Annotated in this window: 23 protein-coding genes and 1 tRNA gene; 10 read left to right on the top strand and 14 right to left on the bottom strand. The window is 71.6% G+C overall.

Annotated features, from left to right (window positions below):
• Positions 1 to 14 precede the first annotated feature (14 nt).
• From BGO22_RS02970 to BGO22_RS02945, 6 genes are read right to left on the bottom strand one after another with little or no spacing between them, the layout of a single operon-like run.
• A complete protein-coding gene (locus BGO22_RS02970) occupies positions 15 to 830 on the bottom strand; it encodes a DUF4399 domain-containing protein (RefSeq protein ID WP_070397413.1) in 816 nt (271 codons plus the stop codon).
• 38 nt (positions 831 to 868) lie between these two features.
• Entirely contained in the window at positions 869 to 2,065 is a 1,197-nt protein-coding gene (locus tag BGO22_RS02965) for an NAD(P)/FAD-dependent oxidoreductase (protein WP_070397414.1), read from the bottom strand.
• Between the two features lie 34 nt (positions 2,066 to 2,099).
• On the bottom strand, positions 2,100 to 2,558 hold the full coding sequence (locus tag BGO22_RS02960; RefSeq protein ID WP_070397415.1) for a DoxX family protein: 459 nt from the start codon (positions 2,556 to 2,558) through the stop codon (positions 2,100 to 2,102).
• Positions 2,555 to 3,343 (bottom strand): HvfC/BufC N-terminal domain-containing protein, encoded by a 789-nt coding sequence (locus tag BGO22_RS02955; protein ID WP_070397416.1) that lies wholly within the window; start codon positions 3,341 to 3,343, stop codon positions 2,555 to 2,557. The genes BGO22_RS02960 and BGO22_RS02955 overlap by 4 nt, the downstream gene beginning before the upstream one ends.
• Positions 3,340 to 4,242: an MbnB/TglH/ChrH family RiPP precursor modification enzyme gene (locus tag BGO22_RS02950; protein WP_070397417.1), complete on the bottom strand. Its 903-nt coding sequence runs from the start codon at positions 4,240 to 4,242 to the stop codon at positions 3,340 to 3,342. Before BGO22_RS02950 ends, BGO22_RS02955 begins: the two co-directional genes overlap by 4 nt.
• A 19-nt stretch (positions 4,243 to 4,261) precedes the next feature.
• Positions 4,262 to 4,543: a BufA1 family periplasmic bufferin-type metallophore gene (locus BGO22_RS02945; RefSeq protein WP_070397418.1), complete on the bottom strand. Its 282-nt coding sequence runs from the start codon at positions 4,541 to 4,543 to the stop codon at positions 4,262 to 4,264.
• 141 nt (positions 4,544 to 4,684) lie between these two features.
• Here BGO22_RS02945 and BGO22_RS02940 point away from each other — a divergent pair, with 141 nt between their 5' ends.
• The 3 genes from BGO22_RS02940 to BGO22_RS02930 all read left to right on the top strand — a co-directional run bounded on the left by BGO22_RS02940 (position 4,685) and on the right by BGO22_RS02930 (position 6,044).
• Complete coding sequence (locus tag BGO22_RS02940) at positions 4,685 to 5,257, top strand: sigma-70 family RNA polymerase sigma factor (protein WP_070397419.1); 573 nt, start codon at positions 4,685 to 4,687, stop codon at positions 5,255 to 5,257.
• Positions 5,254 to 5,466 carry a zf-HC2 domain-containing protein gene (locus BGO22_RS02935; RefSeq protein ID WP_070397420.1) on the top strand — a complete coding sequence of 71 codons (213 nt, stop codon included), beginning with the start codon at positions 5,254 to 5,256 and terminating at the stop codon, positions 5,464 to 5,466. The genes BGO22_RS02940 and BGO22_RS02935 overlap by 4 nt, the downstream gene beginning before the upstream one ends.
• A 182-nt stretch (positions 5,467 to 5,648) precedes the next feature.
• Complete coding sequence (locus BGO22_RS02930; protein ID WP_070397421.1) at positions 5,649 to 6,044, top strand: hypothetical protein; 396 nt, start codon at positions 5,649 to 5,651, stop codon at positions 6,042 to 6,044.
• A gap of 15 nt (positions 6,045 to 6,059) precedes the next feature.
• Here the strand turns inward: BGO22_RS02930 and ftsY are convergent, their stop codons facing one another.
• Positions 6,060 to 7,121 (bottom strand): signal recognition particle-docking protein FtsY, encoded by a 1,062-nt coding sequence (ftsY, locus tag BGO22_RS02925; RefSeq protein WP_286848795.1) that lies wholly within the window; start codon positions 7,119 to 7,121, stop codon positions 6,060 to 6,062.
• A gap of 29 nt (positions 7,122 to 7,150) precedes the next feature.
• Here ftsY and BGO22_RS02920 point away from each other — a divergent pair, with 29 nt between their 5' ends.
• From BGO22_RS02920 to BGO22_RS02900, 5 genes are all read left to right on the top strand, one after another.
• A complete protein-coding gene (locus tag BGO22_RS02920; RefSeq protein ID WP_070397423.1) occupies positions 7,151 to 8,527 on the top strand; it encodes a M16 family metallopeptidase in 1,377 nt (458 codons plus the stop codon).
• On the top strand, positions 8,524 to 9,858 hold the full coding sequence (locus tag BGO22_RS02915; RefSeq protein ID WP_070397424.1) for a M16 family metallopeptidase: 1,335 nt from the start codon (positions 8,524 to 8,526) through the stop codon (positions 9,856 to 9,858). The genes BGO22_RS02920 and BGO22_RS02915 overlap by 4 nt, the downstream gene beginning before the upstream one ends.
• A 117-nt stretch (positions 9,859 to 9,975) precedes the next feature.
• On the top strand, positions 9,976 to 10,557 hold the full coding sequence (gene rsmD / locus BGO22_RS02910; protein WP_070397425.1) for a 16S rRNA (guanine(966)-N(2))-methyltransferase RsmD: 582 nt from the start codon (positions 9,976 to 9,978) through the stop codon (positions 10,555 to 10,557).
• 20 nt (positions 10,558 to 10,577) lie between these two features.
• Positions 10,578 to 11,078 (top strand): pantetheine-phosphate adenylyltransferase, encoded by a 501-nt coding sequence (gene coaD / locus BGO22_RS02905; RefSeq protein ID WP_070397426.1) that lies wholly within the window; start codon positions 10,578 to 10,580, stop codon positions 11,076 to 11,078.
• 13 nt (positions 11,079 to 11,091) lie between these two features.
• The gene (locus BGO22_RS02900; protein ID WP_070397427.1) at positions 11,092 to 11,382 is read left to right on the top strand and encodes a YfhL family 4Fe-4S dicluster ferredoxin; all 291 of its coding nucleotides are present in this window, start codon (positions 11,092 to 11,094) and stop codon (positions 11,380 to 11,382) included.
• Here the strand turns inward: BGO22_RS02900 and pth are convergent.
• The 7 genes from pth to BGO22_RS02865 all read right to left on the bottom strand — a co-directional run bounded on the left by pth (position 11,340) and on the right by BGO22_RS02865 (position 17,192).
• Entirely contained in the window at positions 11,340 to 11,990 is a 651-nt protein-coding gene (gene pth, locus BGO22_RS02895) for an aminoacyl-tRNA hydrolase (RefSeq protein ID WP_070397428.1), read from the bottom strand. The two genes, BGO22_RS02900 and pth, sit on opposite strands and share 43 nt — an antisense overlap.
• A gap of 147 nt (positions 11,991 to 12,137) precedes the next feature.
• Entirely contained in the window at positions 12,138 to 12,767 is a 630-nt protein-coding gene (locus BGO22_RS02890) for a 50S ribosomal protein L25/general stress protein Ctc (protein WP_070397429.1), read from the bottom strand.
• A gap of 87 nt (positions 12,768 to 12,854) precedes the next feature.
• Positions 12,855 to 13,829 carry a ribose-phosphate pyrophosphokinase gene (locus BGO22_RS02885; RefSeq protein WP_070397430.1) on the bottom strand — a complete coding sequence of 325 codons (975 nt, stop codon included), beginning with the start codon at positions 13,827 to 13,829 and terminating at the stop codon, positions 12,855 to 12,857.
• Positions 13,830 to 13,923: 94 nt separating this feature from the next.
• Positions 13,924 to 14,000, bottom strand: a tRNA-Gln gene (locus tag BGO22_RS02880).
• 83 nt (positions 14,001 to 14,083) lie between these two features.
• The gene (gene ispE, locus BGO22_RS02875) at positions 14,084 to 14,941 is read right to left on the bottom strand and encodes a 4-(cytidine 5'-diphospho)-2-C-methyl-D-erythritol kinase (RefSeq protein WP_070397431.1); all 858 of its coding nucleotides are present in this window, start codon (positions 14,939 to 14,941) and stop codon (positions 14,084 to 14,086) included.
• Positions 14,938 to 15,399, bottom strand: a complete 462-nt coding sequence (locus BGO22_RS02870) for a lipoprotein insertase outer membrane protein LolB (protein WP_070397759.1) — start codon at positions 15,397 to 15,399, stop codon at positions 14,938 to 14,940. The genes ispE and BGO22_RS02870 overlap by 4 nt, the downstream gene beginning before the upstream one ends.
• Before the next feature lie 32 nt (positions 15,400 to 15,431).
• A complete protein-coding gene (locus BGO22_RS02865; protein ID WP_070397432.1) occupies positions 15,432 to 17,192 on the bottom strand; it encodes a tetratricopeptide repeat protein in 1,761 nt (586 codons plus the stop codon).
• Between the two features lie 103 nt (positions 17,193 to 17,295).
• Between BGO22_RS02865 and mutM the strand changes: the two genes are divergently transcribed.
• On the top strand, positions 17,296 to 18,111 hold the full coding sequence (gene mutM / locus BGO22_RS02860; protein WP_070397433.1) for a bifunctional DNA-formamidopyrimidine glycosylase/DNA-(apurinic or apyrimidinic site) lyase: 816 nt from the start codon (positions 17,296 to 17,298) through the stop codon (positions 18,109 to 18,111).
• A gap of 74 nt (positions 18,112 to 18,185) precedes the next feature.
• Positions 18,186 to 19,992: dynamin family protein (locus BGO22_RS02855; protein WP_286848783.1), on the top strand; the 1,807-nt coding region annotated here is incomplete at its 3' end.

Below are 19,992 nucleotides of genomic sequence, written 5' to 3'. Positions count from 1 at the left end.
CGCCCGGTCTGGCTTCAGCGCACCTCGATGCGCGCCACCGCGGCTTCGGCCAGCGGTTGGGCGGCGCCGAGGTTGTCCAGCATTTCGAGCTTGAGGTTGTAGGCGCCTGCGGGCGGCGCCAGCCAGACCTCGGTCTGCCCGTCGCGGAAGTCCATCACGGCGGGCGCGCCGCCGCCGGCGGGGGCCACGGTGAGCTTGAAGTGGCCGGTGTCGGGAATCTTCTGCGACATCTGCGCCACGTTGAGCAGCGAGGCGTGGAAGCGCACCAGGAAGGGCGGGCGCGGGCTGGCGCCGTCCGGCAGGTCGAGGGCCAGGCCTTTTTTCTGCAGCGTGGCCGGGTCGGTGGCGTTCTGGCGCGTGACGGTGATCCTGGCGGGCTTGCTGAAGACGAAGTGCGGCAGGTGCTTCTGGTCGGCCAGCAGCATGCGCAGCGTGTACTCGCCCGGCGCCAGGTTCAGCACGGTCTCCATCTGGCCCTTGCCGAAGTGGATGTACTGATCGTTGAAGGGCAGGGCTTGCTTGAAGTTGAGCGGCAGGTCGCGGTTGACCAGCAGGTGGTGGTGGCCGCTCTTGCCGTGCCCGCTCTGCGCGATGGGCGCCAGGCCCCAGCCGCCCGAGAGACCGAACTTCAGCACGTACGGCGTCTCGATGCGGTCGCCGTCCTTGAGGTTGGTGAAATAGGCCTCGGCCGACAGCCGCGGCGGCGCCGCCTGCCAGGGGTGCACGGTGCGGGCCGGTTCGGGGGCCGACTGCGCGAGCGCGGCGCTGGCGCCCAGGGCGGCCACCAGGGCGATGGTGGGGCGAAGAACAGGGGTGGGGCGCTGGCGCATGGTCGGTCGGTGGGGGCACCGGTAGGGGCAGTGGCCCCTCAGTTTACGGGCCGACCATGGCGGCGCTGCGTCGGAGAGGCCGTTTCGTCCATCAGGGGTGGTGGCGCCGCGGTCTCGTGGCGCTCGGCGCGGTCCTTCCAGCGCGCCACCCAGGCGCCTTGCGCGCGCAGCGGCCCCCAGGCGGCGATGGCGCATTCCGTGCCGCAGGACAGCCGCGTGAGCGGTCGCTGCGCCGGCCAGTGCGGCTTCAGGGGCTGGCCCGCGAAGGCGGCCAGCAGGTTGTGCGCCAGTGTGGCGCCGGCGCGCGCCGAGGTGGTGGCGGCGTCGGGGTAGGCGTGGTCGTCGCGGCGTGCGGCGGGGCCCGCGGCGAAGACCTGCGGGTGGCTCGTGCTCTGTTGGAAGCGGTTCACCAGCACCTGCCCGCCCTCGGCCAGCGCGAGCGGCGTGCCGCGCAGCCAGGCGGGCGCCTGCGCGGCGCCGGCCACCAGGGGCACGTCGCAGCGCAGCAGCGCGCCATTGGCCAGGCGCACGCCCTCGACCGTGATGCCCGTGCAGCGTTCGTTGAGCACGTGGATGCGCTGGCGCTTGAGCTCGCGCCGCACGCGCGAGGCCACGTCGGGCGGCAGCTCGCCGGCCAGCGCGCCGCCGTCGGTGAGCAGGGTGAGGATGCTGCCGGGCAGGCCCTCGGCGCGCAGGCGCTGGGCGGCGGCGAAGACCAGTTCGATGGCGGCCGCGCCCGAGCCGATGACGGCGATGGACAGCGGCCGCTCGCGCGCCATGTCGACCACGCGCGGCCACAGACCCAGGAAAGCCTCGCTGGGGTAGCGCGCCAGCGCCTGCTCGCGCGCGCCGGGCAGGCGCTGCTCCAGCGCCTCGCGGTCGGTGCTGGCCGCGGTGTCCAGCGACAGCAGGTCGAAGGGCAGTTCGAGGGCGGCGCCACCGTCGGCCGGCGCGGCATGCACGCGCCGGCCCTCCAGGTCGAGCGCGAGGCAGCGCCCGGGCACCCAGCGGGCGTGGGCCAGGGTGAGCAGGCCCGACAGGCCCACGCGGCAGGCGTCGGCCGTGTACCGTCCCGCGACCACCGCCGGGACCAGGGGTTCGTGCACGGGCGCGGGAGGTGGTGCCAGCAGGGTGACCTGCAGGTCGGCTGGGTGGTGCCGCGTCAGCCGGGCCAGCACCTCGCGGTGGGCCGGGCCGGCGCCGATGAGAACGAGTCGGGTGATGCCGCTGCGCATGGGCCGCGATGGTACGGCCCCCGCGCCGGCGGGCTCAGCGAGGCCCGTGACGCCCCCGCCAGTGGTCCAGCGACCAGCGCCCCGGCCCGAACAGCGCCAGCGCTGCCAGCAGCGCGCCCCAGGTGAGGTGCTGCTGGAAGGCCGCTGGCGCGATCTCGCTCAGGCTGAGCACCGCCACCACGTTGACGACCGACAGCCCCAGCGCGGAAAAGCGCCCGGCCAGGCCCAGGGCCAGCAGCACCGGCAGCACCAGCTCGCCGGCCGTGCCCAGCGGCGCGGCCAGGGCCGGTGGCAGCAGGGGCACGTGGTATTCCTCGGTGAACAGCAGCAGGGTGGTGTCCCAGTCGCGGACCTTGGTCAGGCCCGAGAGGAAGAAGACCTGGGCGATGTAGAGCCGCGCCAGCAGCGCGCCCAGGGGCTGGGCGGCGTCGAGCAGGCGGGCCAGGGGCCGCCAGCCGGCGGCGATGCGGTGGCTGAAGGTGTTCGTGTTCATGGGTGGGCTCCGTCGGGGGTGTTGGGGCGGGGATCGGACACGGGCGCCACGCCCACGCACAGGCCGCTGCGCACGGCCTCGCGCAGCCAGCCGAGGGCGTCGATGGGGGCGGCGTCCAGGGCCTGCGCGAGCGTGCGGCCGACCAGCAGCGCGGCCTCGAAAGGCGCGATGGCGTGGTCCAGCGGCGTGAGCCGAACGGCCTGGCCCTGGCGCCAGACGCGCACGTTCTCGGCCACGCCGTCGCGCAGGCGGCGCGCGGCGGTGGCGAGGTCGGGCTCGCCGTGCAGGTGGGCGTCGAGCAGGCTGAGCACGGGCCAGGGGCTCAGCACCACGGCGGTGCCGGGCGCGAACCGCAGGCACAGGCGCTCGGGCGGTTCGCGTTCGAGCCAGGCGAAGCTGGCGGCGTCGGCGCGGGCGCCCTCGGCGCGGGTGGCGCCATGCAAGGCCCATTCGAGGCGCGCGACGTCGGGCAGGTAGGGCAGGTGGGCGAGGCCGGGCTGGTCCGCCATGAACCCGGCCAGCGCGCCACCCCATTCGCCGAGCTCGCCGCGCGTGGGTGGGTGGTGGTGCCACAGGGCGCGCGCGAGCGTGGCGAAGGTGTCCTCGCCCAGCAGCGCGGCGACCACGGGGTAGGTGTCGATCAGGGCGCGTTCGGCGTGGGCGTGGGCGTTGGCGCGGTAGGCGCCGAGGCCGGGGCCGTGCCAGCGGGACTGGGGCCCGGGTGGGCGGGCCCGCAGCAGGGCGTCGAGCAACCCGCGCTGCTGGCGGGCGAGCCGGGCGTTCATGCGCAGGCCTCCGGGATGCGCGCGTTCAGCGCATCGACAGCCAGGGCCCGCGCGTGGGCGGCCTCGTCCAGCAGCACCGCCAGCGCGGGCAGGTCGGTGTCCCATTCGATCAGTGTCGGCACGGCACCGAAGCGTGCGACGGCGTGCCGGTACGCCTGCCACACCAGCGGGGACACGCGGCTGCCGTGGTCGTCGATCACGAGGTCGCCGCGGTCGTGGTGGCCGGCGAGGTGCAGCTCGGCCACGCAGGCGGGCGGTACCGCGTCGAGCCAGGCGCGCACGGCGGGCAGCGCTGCCTGGGCGCGCCCGGCGCGTTGCTCGTTCAGCGCGTTGACGACCAGGTTGTTGACGTCCACCAGCAGCCGGCAGCCCGTGCGCCGGCTCAGGGCCGCGAGGAAGTCGGCCTCGGTCATGTCGGCCACGGGCCAGTGCACATAGGCCGACAGGTTCTCCACCGCGATCGGGCGGCGCAGCCGGTCCTGCACGCGCTGCACGTTGGCGCACAGCACGGCGAGCGCGGCGCGCGTGAAGGGCAGGGGCAGCAGGTCGGCGGCGTGCACGGTCTGGCCTCTCCAGGTGCCGCGCGCGAAGCTGGCGTGCTCGCTCACGAAGCGCGGTTCGGTGGCCGCCACGAGTTCGGTCAGCCGGTCCAGGTGCCAGGGGTCGAGGCCCTCGGCCGAGCCCAGCGACAGGCCCACGCCGTGCAGGCTCAGGCCGTAGGACTCGCGGGCCTTCAGCAAGGGCGCCCTGAGGGCCGCGTGGGGCGCGAAGAAGTTCTCTGCGTGCACCTCGATGAAGTCGAGCGCGGGCCGCTGCTCGAGCAGCGCGCGCTGGTGCGGCGCGCGCCAGCCGATGCCCAGCGCTGGCGCGGCGGCCTCGTGTGCGGGGGCGGTCGGCATGGCGTGCGGCTTGATGCGGTCAGCCCTTCATCGAAGCCTTCTTGGCCTCGTCGGCCGACAGGCCGCCCATCTGTTTGCAGGTGCCTGCGGGCACGTACTTCCAGTCGCCCTTGTCCATGTCCATCTTGGCCTGGCCCGCGCAGGAGTGCGTGCCCGCGAGATTGGCGCAGTCGTTCTGCCCGGCCTTGGCGATGCCGTAGCACTTCTCCTTGCCGCTGTTCTGCGCCAGCGCGGGGGTGGAGAGCAAGGCCAGCGACATCAGGGAGCCGGCGGCGGCGGCGAGGAATTGGCGTTGGTTCATGGGAGGGACTCCTCAGACCCAGTGCCCACCGCGCGATGGCTCGGTGCAGGCGATCTGGTGGGTGTGTGTCGCGGCGGCGCGTGGGTTCTTACACCGCCTGTCGTGGCGCACCGCCGCCGCCTTCACCTACACTGCCGCGCCATGCCTTCTCCAACGTTCGAACAGGAAGTGGCCGCGTCGCGCGGCTACCTCATGAAGTTCGCGCGCCTGCAGCTGCGCAACGAGACCTGGGCCGAGGACGCGGTGTCCGAAACCGTGCTCGCGGCCATCGCCAAGCCGCAGGCCTTCGAGCGCCGCGCGCAGCTGCGGACCTGGCTCGTGGGCATCCTCAAGCACAAGATCGTCGACGCGCTGCGCCACCAGGGGCGCGAGGTGGCGCTGGGGCAGGGCGAGGACGATCGGGCCGATCCGCTGGATCACTTGCCTTTCGACGCCGGCGGGCACTTTGCCGAGCGCCCGGCGGATTGGGGCAATCCCGAACAGGACCTGGGCAGCCGCCAGTTCCTGAGCGTGCTGGAGGCCTGCACCGAGAAACTGCCCGCCGCGCAAGGGCGCCTGTTCCTGATGCGCGAGTGGCTGGAGATGAGCAGCGAGGAGATCTGTAAGGCGCTGTCGCTCACGCCGACCAACCTGTACGTCCAGTTGCACCGGGCCCGCCTGCGCCTGCGCGAGTGCCTCGAACTCAACTGGTTTGCCCGCCGAGACGCCGCATGAAGCCCCTCTACCCATTGCGCCGCACCTGCAAGGAAGCCGTCGCGCTCATGATCGCGCGCGAGGACCGCGAGCTGCCGCGCCTGGAGCGCTGGGCCCTGCGGCTGCACCTGGTCGTGTGCAAGGCCTGCCCCAGTTTCGAGCGGCAGCTGCTGACCATGCGCCAGGCCATGGGCGCCTGGCGCCACTACAGCGACGACGAGTCCCGCTGAGCCGAGCCTGCGCGCTCGCGCGTGGAGCCATCAACCGTTCGCCTCTCGGGCAAAGCCCCCAACGCCTCCAGGTGCGCAGCAAGCTTGCGCTGCGACAAACACGCCCGCCCTCTTGTGCACGACAGTGTCTTCGCATGGGATCGACCCATGAGCGCTTCAACAACCACTGAAGAGGATGCGTGATGAAGAAACTTTCGATGGCGGCGATGTTGGCCGCGGCCTTGCTGGGCGTGGGTGCTCAGGCCCAGGACCAGACACGAGACCAGATACGAGACCAGACGCAGGACCAGACGCGCGAGCTCTTGCGCGATCAGAACATCTACGGCTACCAGCTGATGACGCCCGCCGAGCGGGAGCAGTACCGCGCCCGTATGCGCGCCGCGCAAACCAATGAGGAGCGGGAACGCATTCGCGCGGAGAACCATGAGCGCATGGAAGCGCGGGCCCGCGAGAAAGGCGTCAACTTGCCCGATGTGCCGCCGCCCGGCCGCGGTCCCGGATTGGGCCCTGGCTCCGGCTCCGGCCCGGGCAGCGGAGGCGCTGGCCCCGGTGGCAGTGGATCCGGTCGCGGCCGTTGAGGCAGGCCGGCGGGCTTAGCTGAGCAGGGCCTGCGCGTACTCGCGCGCGTCGAAGGTTTCCAGGTCCTCGAGTTTTTCGCCCACGCCGATGAAGTACACCGGCACCGGCCGCTCGCGCGCGATGGCGCAGAGCACGCCGCCCTTGGCCGTGCCGTCCAGCTTGGTGATGACCAGGCCGGTGAGCTGCAGCGCCTCGTCGAAGGCCTTGACCTGCGCGAGCGCGTTCTGGCCGGTGTTGCCGTCGATGACCAGCAGCACCTCATGGGGCCCCGTGGGATCGGCCTTGTTCACCACGCGCTTGATCTTGCGCAGCTCCTCCATCAGGTGAAGCTGCGTGGGCAGGCGGCCGGCGGTGTCGACCAGCACCACGTCCTTGCCGCGCGCCCGGCCGGCGCTCACCGCGTCGAAGCACACGGCGGCCGGGTCGCCGCCTTCCTGGGTGACGATGTCGACCGTGTTGCGGTCGGCCCAGACCGCCAGCTGTTCGCGCGCCGCGGCGCGGAAGGTGTCGGCGGCGGCCAGCAGCACGCTCGCGCCTTCGTCGGCCAGGTGGCGCGTGAGCTTGCCGATGGAGGTGGTCTTGCCCGCGCCGTTCACGCCCGCGACCATGATCACGGTGGGCTTGTGCTCGCCGATGACCAGGGGTTTCTGCAAGGGCTTGAGCAGGTCGGCGATGGCCTCGGCCAGCAAGGCCTTCACGGCGGCGGGCTCGGTGGCCTTGGCCTCTTTCACGCGGCGGCGCAGGTCGTTCAGCAGGTGCTGCGTGGCCGACACGCCGCTGTCGGCCATGAGCAGGGCGGCCTCGAGCTCGTCGTACAGGTCCTCGTCGATGCGCGTGCCCGTGAACACGGTGGCGATGCCGCTGCCAGTGCGCCGCAGGCCGGACTTGAGGCGGTCGAGCCAGCCCTGGCGCGGGGCCGCGGGCGCGTCCACCGGGGCGGGCAGGGGAACGGGGACGGGCGCCGGCACCGCCACGGGCGTCGGCGCCGATGGGTGGGCGGGACCGTCCGCGGGGGGCTGGGCGGCCGGCGCTTCAGGCGGGGGCGCGGGATTTTTTTTGCGAAAGAACGAGAACATTTCAGAATCTCTGGAATCCTTGGGATTCTATGAAACGCCTCCCGACGCTCCTGGGGCTGGTGCTGGCCGCGTCCATCGCGCGCGCGGCGCCCCCCTCCAACGCCGCCCCGGCGGTCCAGCAATTCACCCTCGCCAACGGTATGTCGCTGATCGTGCGGCCCGACCACCGCGCGCCCACGGCCGTGCACATGCTGTGGGTGCGCGTGGGCGCCATGGACGAGGTCGACGGCACCTCGGGCGTGGCGCACGCGCTCGAGCACATGATGTTCAAGGGCAGTGCCACGCTCAAGCCGGGCGAGTTCTCCGAGCGCGTGGCCGCGCTGGGCGGCCAGCAGAACGCCTTCACCAACCGCGACGCCACGGCCTACCACGAGCAGGTGCCGGCCGACCGGCTGGAGGCGGTGATGGCGCTCAATGCCGACCGCTTCGCCAGCAACCAGTGGCCCGACATCGAGTTCACGCGCGAGATCGAGGTGGTCAAGGAAGAGCGGCGCCAGCGCACCGAAGAGTCGCCGCGCGCGCGCCTGTTCGAGGCCTTCAATGCGATGGTCTGGCAGGCCAGTCCCTACCGCCGGCCCATCATCGGCTGGATGAGCGACATCGACGCCATGACACCGCAGGACGTGCGCGACTTCCACCAGCGCTGGTACGTGCCGGCCAACGCGGCCGTGGTGGTGGCCGGCGACGTGGACCCGCAGCGCGTGCGCGAGATCGCCGAGCGAACCTACGGGCGCATCCCGGCGCGCGCCGTGCCCGCGCGCAAGCCGCGCACGGAACCGGCCCAGCAGGGCCCGCGCCGGCTGGAGTACCGGGCCGTGGCCGACCAGGCCCTGGTGGTGCTGGCCTGGCACGCGCCGCGCTACAGCGGCAAGGACGACGCGGCCAGCCGCGACGCGCTGGCGCTGGCGGTGCTGTCGGGCGTGCTCGACGGCTACAGCGGTGCGCGCCTGGAGCGCGCGCTGGTGCAGGGGCAAGGCACGGGCGGGCAGCGCATCGCCGACAGCGCCAGCTCGGGTTACGGCCTGATGGGGCGCGGACCGCAGGTGTTCACGGCCTCGGCCGTGCCGGCGCGCGGCGTCACGCCCGAGGCCACCATGGCCGCGCTCAAGGCCGAGATTCAGCGGATCGCGCGCGAAGGCGTGAGCGAGGAGGAGCTGCAGCGCGTGAAGACGCAGTGGACCGCGTCCGAGGTCTACAAGCTGGACTCGGTCTTCAGCCAGGCGCAAGAGCAAGGCAGCTACTGGGTCAACGGCCTGCCCACCGACGCGGGCGAACGCCTGATGGCGGGCCTGCGGGCCGTGACGGCCGAGCAGGTGCGCGCGGTGGCGGGCCGCTACTTCACGGACCGCACGCTCAACACCGGCGTGCTGGTGCCCGAGGCCCGGGCGGCGGAGGGCCGGCCATGAAAACGATGCGAGCCATTCGCCAAACGCTGGCCGCGCTGGGCCTGGCGCTGGGCCTGGGAGCGGCCTGGGCGGCCATCCCCATCGAGCATTGGGTGCACGCGAGCGGCACCCGGGTCTACTTGGTCAACAGCCCCTCGATCCCGATGGTCGACGTGCAGATGGACTTCGACGGCGGCAGCCGGCGAGAGCCGGCGGACCGCGCGGGCCTCGCCAATGCCACGGCCGGCCTGCTGACGGGGGGCGTGGCCGCCTACGAGGGGCAGCCCGCGCGCGACGAAAACGCGCTGGCGGCGGCCTGGGTGGACCTGGGCGCGCAGTTCGACGCGAGCGCGGGCAGCGACCGCTTCTCGGTGCAGCTGCGCAGCCTGACCGACCCGGCGATCCTGCCGCGCGCCGTGGCCCTGGCGGCCCAGCAACTGGCGCGGCCCACCTGGCCCGAGGCGGTGTGGCAGCGTGACCGCGAGCGCTCGGTGGCGGCGCTGCGCGAGGCGCTGAACCGACCCTCCACCGTGGCCGGCCAGGCCTTCGGGCGCGCGGTGTACGGCGACCACCCCTATGGCCGCTTCGCCACGCCCGAGACCCTGGCCGCCATCGCCGTGGACGACATGCGCGGCTTCTACCGCCGCCACGTCACGGCCTGCCGCGCGCAGGTGGTCATGGTGGGCGCGGTGGACCGCGCGGGCGCCGAGCGCATCGTCGACGCGCTGGTGCGCGCCATCGCGCCGAACGGCTGCGCCGAGCTGCCGCCGGTGGCCGAGGTGAAGCCCCTGGCCGCGTCCACGGAACAGCGCCTGCCCATGGCCGCCGCGCAGGCGCAGGTGCTCATGGGCCAGCCCGGCATCAAGCGCGACGACCCGGACTTCTTTCCCCTGCTCGTGGGCAACCACATCCTGGGTGGCAGCGGCTTCACCTCGCGCCTGACGCAGGAGGTGCGCGAGAAGCGCGGCCTGACCTATGGCGTGTACAGCTACTTTTCGCCCGGCCGCCACGCGGGGGCCTTCCAGATCGGCCTCAGCACCCGGCCCGATCAGGCCGACGAGGCCGTGCGCGTGGTGCGCGAAACCCTGGCGCGCTACGTGAGCGACGGCCCCAGCGAGGCCGAGCTCCAGGCCGCCAAGGACTACCTCATCAACGGCTTCGCGCTGCGCTTCGACAGCAACCGCAAGCTGCTCGACAACGTGGTCAACATCGCCTGGAACGGCCTGCCGCTGGACTACCTCGACACCTGGACGCAGCGCGTGCGCGCGCTGAGCGTGGACGAGGTGCGCCGCGCCATGCAGCGGGTGGTGAAGCCCGATCGCCTGGCCACGGTCGTCGTCGGGGCGAAATAGGCACCATCCCCGCCGCGCTTCGCGCGACGCCCTCAAGGGGGCGACACCAGCCGCCCGGCGAAGCCGGCCCGACAGTGTCCCCGCCTGGGGGCTGGCGCACCCAGTAAGCTCGCGGGCATGAAACGGAACTCGGGCGCGCCGCCGCAGGAAGTCCGCCTGCTCGGCGGGCAATGGAAACGCAGCAAGCTGCCCGTGGCCGATCGGCCCGGGCTGCGGCCCACGCCCTCGCGCGTGCGCGAGACCCTGTTCAACTGGCTGGGCCAGGACCTGAGCGGCTGGCGCGGCCTGGACGCCTTCGCGGGCACGGGCGCGCTGGGGTTCGAGGCCGCCTCGCGCGGGGCGCGCGAGCTGCTGATGGTGGAGCAAGAGCCCGCGCTGGTGGTGCAGCTGCAGGCCGTGCGCGCGCGCCTGAAGGCCGAGGCCGTGCGCGTGCAGCGCGGCGACGGCCTGGCGGCCCTGCGCGCGGCGGCGGGGCAGGGCCTGGACGTGGTCTTCCTCGACCCCCCTTTCGAGGCCAGCGGCCTGTTCGAGCCCGCGCTGCGCGCCGCGCGCGAGGCCGTGTCGGCCGAGGGATTCGTCTACCTGGAGGCCCCGCGCCCCTGGACCGAGGCCGAATTGGCGCCTCTGGGCCTGGCCCTGCACCGGCACGGCCGCGCGGGCGCCGTGGCCTTTCACCTGCTGCGCCCGGTCGCGCCCTGAGCCCACGGGATAATCCCCCCATGCCCGAGACCACCGCCCGCATCGCCGTCTACAGCGGCACCTTCGACCCCATCACCCTCGGCCACGAGGACGTGGTGCGCCGCGCCGCCGGCCTGTTCGACGAGGTGATCGTGGCCGTGGCCGTGGCCCACCACAAGAAGACCCAGTTCGGCGTGAACGAGCGCCTGGCGATGGTGGCGCAGGCCGCGCAGCGCCTGCCGGGCCGCGTGCGCGCGCTGCCCTTCGACGGGCTGATCATGGACTTCTGCCGCGAGCATGGCGCCCAGGCCGTGGTGCGCGGTATCCGCAACCTCACCGACTTCGACTACGAAGCGCAGATGGCGGCCATGAACCGCAAGCTGCACCCGGGCGTGGAGACGGTCTTCCTGCTGCCGCAGGCCGACCTGCAGTGCATCAGCAGCACCCTGGTGCGCGAGATATCCAAGCTCGGCGGCGACGTGTCGACCATGGTGCATCCCTCGGTGGCCGCGCGGCTCGTGCCGCCGCCGCTGCAGGCCTGAGGGGAGGACCGCCATGGCGCTGATGATCACCGACGAGTGCATCAACTGCGACGTCTGCGAGCCCGAGTGCCCGAACCAGGCGATCTCCATGGGCGAGGAGTTCTACGTGATCGAGCCCTCGCGCTGCACCGAGTGCGTGGGCCACTTCGAGGAGCCGCAGTGCGTGCAGGTCTGCCCTGTGTCCTGCATCCCGGTCAACCCGGCGCACGTGGAGTCCAAGGAGACGCTGTGGCAGAAGTACCAGCGCCTGCAGAAGGCCGGTCAGGGCTTGTCGTCGGCCTCGGGTGAGGCACCACCGGCCTGAGGCGGCGCGGCGGGCCGCGGCGGCTTCGGCCGGGGCGGCTTGCTGGTGTGGATCAGGGCGGTGGCCTTGTCCATTTCGCCCGCGATGAGTTGGGGCAGGGCCTTGAGGCAGCGGTCCAGCGCCTGCGCGATGGCGATGCGGTCGTCGGGCGAGGGCTTCTTGAGCACCCAGTTCGCCACCTCGTTCTTGTTGCCCGGGTGGCCGATGCCGATGCGCAGGCGCCAGTAGTCGGCGCTGCCCAGCTGCGCGTGGATATCGCGCAGGCCGTTGTGGCCCGCGTGGCCGCCGCCCTTCTTGAGCTTGGCCTCGCCGGGGGGCAGGTCCAGCTCGTCGTGCACCACCAGCACCTCCTCGGGCGCGATCTTGTAGAAGCGCGCCAGCGAGCCCACCGATTTGCCCGAGAGGTTCATGAAGGTCTGCGGCTCGACCAGCCAGACCGTCTGGCCGCCCACGTTGGCGCGCGCCACCAGGCCGAAGTGCGAGCGCTCCATCTGCAGCGAGACCTTGAGCAGGCGCGCGGCCTCGTCCACCCACCAGAAGCCGGCGTTGTGCCGCGTCTGTTCGTACTCGGGGCCCGGGTTGCCCAGGCCGGCGATGAGCTTGATCATGGGGCGCGATTGTCCCAAAAGAAAAGGCCCGCGCGGGGCGGGCCTTGGGGGGAGGGGAAGTGGGTTCCGGCGCCGGGCCGCCCCAAGCCGGGACGCGCCCCCAGGAGGAGCGGCGACCCGTGCAGCGGCGCAGCGTGGGGAACCTGTTTACTTCTTGCCCTTGCCCTTCTTCTTGTCGTCGGCGGGAGCGGCGGCCACCGGTGCGGCCACCACTTCTTCCACCGGCTCCACCACCGTGGCGACGGTGATGTCCTTGCGGCCGTGGGTGACGATCTTCACGCCCTTGGGCAGCTTGATGTCGCCGGCGTGCACGGTGGCACCCTTGGTGACCTGGCTCAGGTCCACGGTGATGTGCTCGGGCAGCTGGGTGGCCAGGCACTCGATCTCGATGTCGTTGATCACGTGGTTGACCAGGCACTTGTCGAGCTTGACGGCCGGCGACTCTTCGGCACCGGTGAAGTGCAGCGGCACCTTCTTGCGCAGGCGGGTCTTGTCGTCCACGCGCTGGAAGTCGACGTGCAGCACCTGCGGCTTGAACGGGTGGTATTGCACATCGCGCAGCAGGACCTTCTCGACCTTGCCGTTGAGCTCCATGTCGAGGATGGAGGCGTGGAAAGCTTCCTTCTTGAGGGCGTGCCACAGCGCGTTGTGATCGAGTTCGATCGAGACGGGGGCGGTGGTGCCACCAAAAACGATACCGGGCGCGCGACCGGTGATGCGCAGGCGGCGGCTCGCACCCGTGCCCTGCTTGGCGCGCTCGAAAGCGACGAATTGCATGACTGACTCCAGTTGAGGGGTTCCGCGACCAGAACGCCTCGGGTTGACGAAGGCCGCCTGGTGGCGGCCGGGGCTATCGTCCGTCGATCAGAACAGGTTGTCCTGGTCGGCGAACAGACTCATGACCGACTCGCCCGAGGCAATGCGCGCGATCGACTCGGCGATCAGCGGCGCCACGGAGAGCTGGCGGATCTTGCCGCAGGCCTGGGCGGACTGCGACAGGGGAATGGTGTTGGTGACGACCACCTCGTCGAGCGCGCTGCCCTTGGCGATGCGCTCGATGGCGGGGCCCGAGAAGATGGGGTGCGTGCAGTAGGCGTAGACCTTCTTGGCGCCGCGCTCCTTGAGCACCTCGGCCGCCTTCACCAGCGTGCCGGCGGTGTCGATCATGTCGTCCATGATCACGCAGTTGCGGCCTTCGATGTCGCCGATCACGTGCATCACCTCGGACACGTTGGCCTTGGGGCGGCGCTTGTCGATGATGGCCATGTCGCAGTTGAGCTGCTTGGCCAGCGCGCGCGCGCGCACCACGCCGCCCACGTCGGGCGAGACCACCAGCAGGTCTTCGTAGTTCTTGGTGCGCAGGTCGCCCAGCAGCACGGGCGAGGCGTAGATGTTGTCGACCGGGATGTCGAAGAAGCCCTGGATCTGGTCGGCGTGCAGGTCCATGGTCAGCACGCGCTGAACGCCCACGGTCTGCAGCATGTTGGCCACGACCTTGGCGCTGATGGGCACGCGGCTGGAGCGCGGGCGGCGGTCCTGGCGGGCGTAGCCGTAGTAGGGGATGACGGCGGAGATGCGCTCGGCCGAGGCGCGCTTGAGCGCGTCGACCATGATGAGCAGCTCCATCAGGTTCTCGTTCGTGGGCGCGCAGGTGGACTGCACCACGAACACATGGCGGGCGCGCACGTTCTGGGTGATCTCGACGGTGACCTCGCCGTCGGAGAAGCGGCCCACGGTGGCCGCGCCGAGCTGCGTGCCCAGGTGCTGGGCGATCTCGGCCGCCAGCACGGGGTTCGCGTTGCCGGTGAAGATCATGTAATCCGGGGGCTGAACTTGCATGGCATTCCCAGCGGTCTGGCGGCCACCGGCGGGGCCGCGATCAAAAAACAACGGCCATCAACGATGGCCAGTGTGAGTGATGTCAGAAAAACGGTGGCAGGGGAGGAAGGACTCGAACCCTCGCATGCCGGAATCAAAATCCGGTGCCTTTACCAACTTGGCGACTCCCCTACGCTGGAGATCCGTGGCGAAACCACGAACCACCGAATTGTCGCAGGTTGCTCAACCGCTGCGCCGTCTGGTGGGCCGGCCGTTCAGCCGTCGCACCAATCGAGCAATGGATGGGCATCCATGTTGCTGCAAACCCGCACCTGCCAGGACGCTGGCGCCGGACCGAGAACCGGGTTCGCGCCGCACGGTGCGAACACCGCCGTTCCCGAACCGGTCATGCGCCCCGACAGACCTTGGTCTGTCAGCCAGTGAAGGCATTCACCGACTTCGGGGCACAGGGCCCGTGCCACCGGCTCCAGATCGTTGTGGCCGAAGGCCATCAGCGAATCGAGGTTGCCGTTTGCAGCAAAGCCTTGGATTGTAGCAGTTTTCGAATCGCGTTTGAGCGCTGGGTCGGCAAAGATCTGCGGCGTCGACGCTCCCCCTGGGGGTTTGACCAGCACGAGGTGGCCGCGCGGCAGCGCGATGGGCGTCAGGCGCTCGCCGATGCCTTCGACCCAGGCGTGATGTCCGCCGATGAAGAAGGGCACGTCGGCGCCCAGCGCGAGGCCGATGCGCGCGAGCGCCTCGCGCCGCAGGTTCAGGTTCCACAGCCGGTTGAGCGCCAGCAGCGTGCTGGCGGCGTCCGACGAGCCGCCGCCCAGGCCGGCCTGGGCCGGCAGGTGTTTGTCCAGGGTGATGCGCACGCCTTGCGTGCAGCCCGTGGCCTGGCGCAGGGCGCGGGCCGCGCGCACGCACAGGTCGTCCGCGGGCAGTGCGCCGGGCGTGCTGTCCACGCGCTCGATGGCGCCGCTGTCCAGGCGCTCGAAATGCAGGTGGTCGCACCAGTCGATGAGCATGAACACCGACTGCAGCTCGTGGTAGCCGTCCGGGCGGCGGCCCACGATGTGCAGGAACAGGTTGACCTTGGCCGGCGCGGGAACGTCGTACAGGCGCTTCATGGCTGCTCGAACACCAGCCGCAGCTCGGCCGAGGGCTGGGGCTGCTCGCGCCGGGCCACCAGGCGGCCGCTGGCGTGCTGCGAAAGGTCGACGCGCCAGCCGCCGGCCGCGGCGTCGCGGCCGGCCAGCCAGTCGAACATGGCCAGCACGGGCAGTGGGGCGCCGCTGAGTTCGGCGGTGAGCGCGTCCAGGCTGTCGCGGCGGGTGGTGTGATTGCCGCGCTGCAATTCGGCGCCCCGGGCGGACCAGCGCACCGTGGCCAGGGTCTGACCGAGCGCCGATGTGAGCTGCAACTCGCCGGTATCGGCGCTGCCGCGCAGGTCGAACAGGGCCGAGAAGGCTTGGGGCGGCGCGCTGTCCACGCGCAGCGCGAGCCGACCGGTCCAGGCGGTTTCGCCGGGCGCGCGCGGGCGGCGTGGCGTGGCGCAGCCGGCGAGGGCGGCGGCCAGGGCGACCATGGCCGAACGCCGGGTGAAGGCGCAGGCCGGCGTCACGGCTCGACGTTCAGGCGCTTGAGCGTGCTCTTCAGCGTCTCGTTGTCGCCGGCGAGCGCCAGGCCCTCCCGCCAGACGCGGCGGGCGTCGTCGCGCTGCCCCTTCACCCAGAGCACCTCGCCCAGGTGGGCGGCGATCTCGGGGTCGGGGCGCTTGCCATAGGCGTCGCGCAGGATGTTCAGCGCGCGCTCGGTGTTGCCCAGGCGGAACTCGACCCAGCCCAGGCTGTCCTGGATGTAGGCGTCGTTGGGCGCCATGGACACGGCCTTTTCGATGAGCTGCTTGGCCTCAGGCAGGCGCTCGTTGCGGTCGGCCAGGGAGTAGCCCAGCGCGTTGTAGGCGTGGTGGTGGTTCGGATCGATGGCAATGAGCTGGCGCAGCAGGCGCTCCATGTCGGCGGGCTGGCCGGCCTTGTCGCCCATCATGGCCTGCTCGTAGAGCAGCTCGGTGTCCTGCGGGAAGCGCTGCACGGCTTCGCCGTAGACCTGGTAGGCCTCGCGCCAGGCCTTGAACTCGCGCAGCAGCTGGGCTTCGCTGATCAGCTTGAGGCGCGCGTCGTCGGGCCGGCGCTCGGGCTGGTTGCGCAACAGGGCGCGGGCCTCATCGAGCCGGCCCTGGCGGGCCAGAACCGAGGCGCGGCGCATCTGCGCGGCCATGATTTCCTCGGGGTTGTCGATGCGGTCGATCCAGGCGTTGGCGGCGATGTAGTCTTGCTGCTTCTCGGCGATCTCGGCCTTGAGCAGGTAGGCCTGAGTGAGCGCGCGGCGCGTGCGCTCGTCGTTGGCGTCGCGCACCAGCTGCAGGTAGGTGTCGAGCGACACGTTGGCGGCGGGCAGGGCGTTGTCGCGCACCTGGAGCATGCCCAGCAGCAGCCAGGGGTCGGGCTGCTGCGGCGCGCGGGTGGTGAGCCGCTCCAGTTGCACGCGCGCGTCGCGCAGGCGACCCAGGTCCAGCAGCACGCGGGCGTAGGCGGTGGAGATGGTGGTGTTGGCGGGGTCCTTGGCGCGGGCGGCGTCGATGTGCTCGCGCACCACCGGCTCGGCCTCGGCCTGGCCGCGCTCCAGCAGTTCCAGCGCCAGCAGCGCGGGGTAGGGCGAGGTCGGGTCCACCGCGTGCCCGCGCCGCGCGGCGTCGGTGGCGGCGACCGGGCGGTCGAGGTCGAGTTCGAGCCGGCCGATGGTGGACCAGGCCGCGCCCGCGTGGGCCGGCTGGGTCAGGAAGGGGGCCAGGGCCTCGCGCGTGGCGGCCAGCACCTGGGCCTTGTCGCTCACCCGGGCGTACATCTGGGGAATGGCCGCGATGCCGCCGTTGCGGTCGTCGGCCGGCGTCGCCATCAGCACGGCGCGCAGGGGAGCCGCGGTCTCGCTCACCCGGCCCAGGGACAGCAGCGTGAGCAGCGTGAAGCGGCTGGCGTCGGCGTCGCTGGGGATGTCCCGGGCCCAGGCGCGCGCGGCGGCCAGCGCGGCGTCGACCTGGCGCGATTGCAGCGCGACCTCGACGGCCCGGCGGTAGAGCTCGGGGTTCTTCTGCTGCTGGGCCGCCTCGAGAAAGAGGGAGTAGCCCGCGCCGGGGTCGCCGCCGCGCACATTGAGCTCGCCCAGCAGCAGCTGATAGAACAAGGGCGCGTCGAGCGAAGAACTGCTGGCGGCCGGGTTGAGCGGGCTTTGTGCCAGGGCCGCCGGACCGGCCAATGCGCCGGCGCAGGCCAGCACGATCAGCGGGAGGCGAAGACGTCTGTGCAGCGGCGCGGGTTTCATCGGGTCATGATAATTGAAGGGTTTAAGGCCTTTGGTGTCTTGATCCCAATCCCCGGCGGGCGTTCCCCGCGCGCCGTCCCACCCCTTCCTTCGCCGAATCGCCGTGCCCGAATTGCCCGAAGTCGAGGTCACCCGACGCAGCTTTGCCGACCGCATCGCCGGCGCTTCCGTGCGCGCCGCCCGGTTGGGCAAGCCGCTGCGCTGGCCGCTGGGCGTGGCGCCCGAGGCGCTGGTGGGGCAGCGCGTGCGCTCGGTGGGGCGGCGCGGCAAGTACCTGCTGGTGGAGATGGACGCCGGCTGGCTCCTGGTGCACCTGGGCATGTCGGGCAGCCTGCAGTTCGCGCCGGCGCTGCCGCCCCCCGGCCCGCACGACCACTTCGAGCTCGACACCAGCCAGGGCTTGCTGCGGCTGCACGACCCGCGGCGTTTTGGCGCGGTGGTTCACGTGCCTTCGCTGGACCACCCCCGCGCGGTCCAGCTGCTGGGCGGGCTGGGCGTGGAGCCGCTGGAGGCCGGCTTCGACCCCGTGCGCTTCCATCAGGCCTTGCGCCGGCGGCGCGCACCCATCAAGCAGGTGCTGCTGGCGGGGGACATCGTGGTCGGCGTGGGCAACATCTACGCCAGCGAGGCGCTGTTCAGCGCCGGCATCCGGCCGACCACGCGGGCCGATCGCATCAGCGGCCCGCGCGCCGCGCGGCTGCACGCGGCCATCGTCCAGGTGCTGCAGCGCGCCCTGGCCGTGGGCGGGAGCACCCTGCGCGACTTCGTCAGCGCCGATGGCCAGAGCGGCTACTTCCAGCTCGACACCATGGTCTACGACCGCGCCGGCCAGCCCTGCCGCCAGTGCGCGACGGCGATCCGGACCATTCGCCAGGGCCAACGTTCGACCTACTTTTGCCCGCTCTGCCAGGCCCGCTGACCATGCGTCCCCGATGGGCGGCCCTGCCGAGGGGTGGGTGCTATATTGACCGATCGCCCGCAAAGCACTGCCGCATGAGTTTCATTCAAGCCTTTGATCAGCACGGCGCCTGGCGCAAGCAGTTCGCGCTGCGCCTGAAGCTCCTGTCCGAATGGCTGGCCGACCACGACCTGATGGAGCCGGGCATCCGCGAGCGGCTGGACCAGCTGCACGCGCAGATCAAGAACGACAAGATCACGGTCGCCTTCGTGGCCGAGTTTTCGCGCGGCAAGTCCGAGCTCATCAACGCCGTGTTCTTCGCGGGCTACGGCCGGCGCATCATGCCGGCGAGCGCGGGTCGCACCACCATGTGCCCCACCGAGCTGGCCTACGACGCCGACCTGCCCCCCTGTCTGCGCCTGCTGCCCATCGAGACGCGCCTGCAGCCGCAGTCCCTGCTCGACTGGCGCCACGCCCCGGCCAAGTGGGAGCGCGTCGACCTCGACGTGAACGACCCCAAGCAGCTCGCCAAGGCGATCCAGAAGGTGTCCGAGGTGCGGCATGTCCCGGTGGACGAAGCGCGCGCCCTGGGCTTCTGGCACGACGAACTGCCCGAGGACAACCCCTTGCCCGGCCCGGACGGCCTGATCGAGGTGCCGCGCTGGCGCCACGCGCTCATCAACATGGCGCACCCGCTACTCAAACAAGGCCTGGTCATCCTGGACACGCCGGGCCTCAACGCCATTGGCGCGGAACCCGAGCTCACCGTGAGCCTGCTGCCCCAGGCGCACGCGGTGGTGTTCATTCTGGCGGCCGACACGGGCGTGACCAAGTCCGACCTGAGCATCTGGCGCCAGCACCTGGCCACCCTGGGCGACGGACAGGCTTCGCGCCTGGTGGTGCTCAACAAGATCGACACCATGTGGGACGCGCTGAGCTCGCCCGAGCAGGTGCAGCTGCAGATCGCCGCGCAACGCGCCGATTCGGCCGAGATCTTGGGCGTGCCGCAGTCGCAGGTGCTCGCGGTGTCGGCCCAGAAGGGCTTGCTCGCCAAGGTCAACCGCGACGAGGAGCTGCTCAAGGCCAGCCAACTGATCGACCTGGAGCGCGCGCTCGGCGAAGGCCTGCTGGGCCAGCGCCGCCGCATCCTGGGTGCGGCCGTGGCGTCCGGCGTCGAGGCGCTGCGCGGCGAGGCCGGGCGCATGGTGCATTCGCGCCTGCGCGACCTGGTCGAGCAGATCCAGGAGCTGGACGGCCTGCGGGGCAAGAACGCGGGCGTGATCAAGCAGATGCGCCTGCGCATCGAACAGGAGCAGGCCGATTTCGACGCCAGCGGCGCCAAGATCCAGGCGGTGCGCTCGGTGCACCTGCGCCTGCTCAAGGACCTGTTCGCGTTGCTCAGCCCCTCGCACCTGAAGGCCGAGGTCGCCACGCTCGCGAAGCAGCTCAAGAGCCCCGGCATCAAGCTCGGCGTGCGCCGCGCCTACGACGGCACCTTCAACCGCCTGCGCGAAGACCTCGCGCGCGCCGATGAGATGGCCGGCGAGATCCAGTCCATGCTGGAAGGCAGCTTCAAGAACCTCAACGCCGAGTACGGCTTTTCGCTGCAGGCGCCGTCGTCGCCGCAGCTCGCGCTCTACCGCCGAGACCTCGACCTGATCGAGAAAAGCCACCTGCAGTACCTGAGCCTGGGCAACGCGCTGCGCCTGGCGCAGCCCGAGTTCGCCGAGCGCCTGGCGCGCGCGCTGATGAGCCGCCTGCGCGTGGTCTACGAGACCGCGGTCAACGAGGTCGAGCTCTGGAACAAGTCGGCCGCGGCCCAGCTCGACGCGCAGCTGCGCGAGCGCCGCCGCAACTTCACGCGCCGCATCGAGGCGGTCTCGCGCATCCAGCAGGCCGCCA

Origin of the sequence: Hydrogenophaga sp. 70-12 (assembly GCF_001897365.1) — a bacterium.
Lineage (GTDB): Bacteria > Pseudomonadota > Gammaproteobacteria > Burkholderiales > Burkholderiaceae_C > Hydrogenophaga > Hydrogenophaga borbori.
The sequence above is the reverse complement of the archived record's forward strand: the minus strand, read 5'-3'. Positions and strand labels throughout refer to the sequence as shown.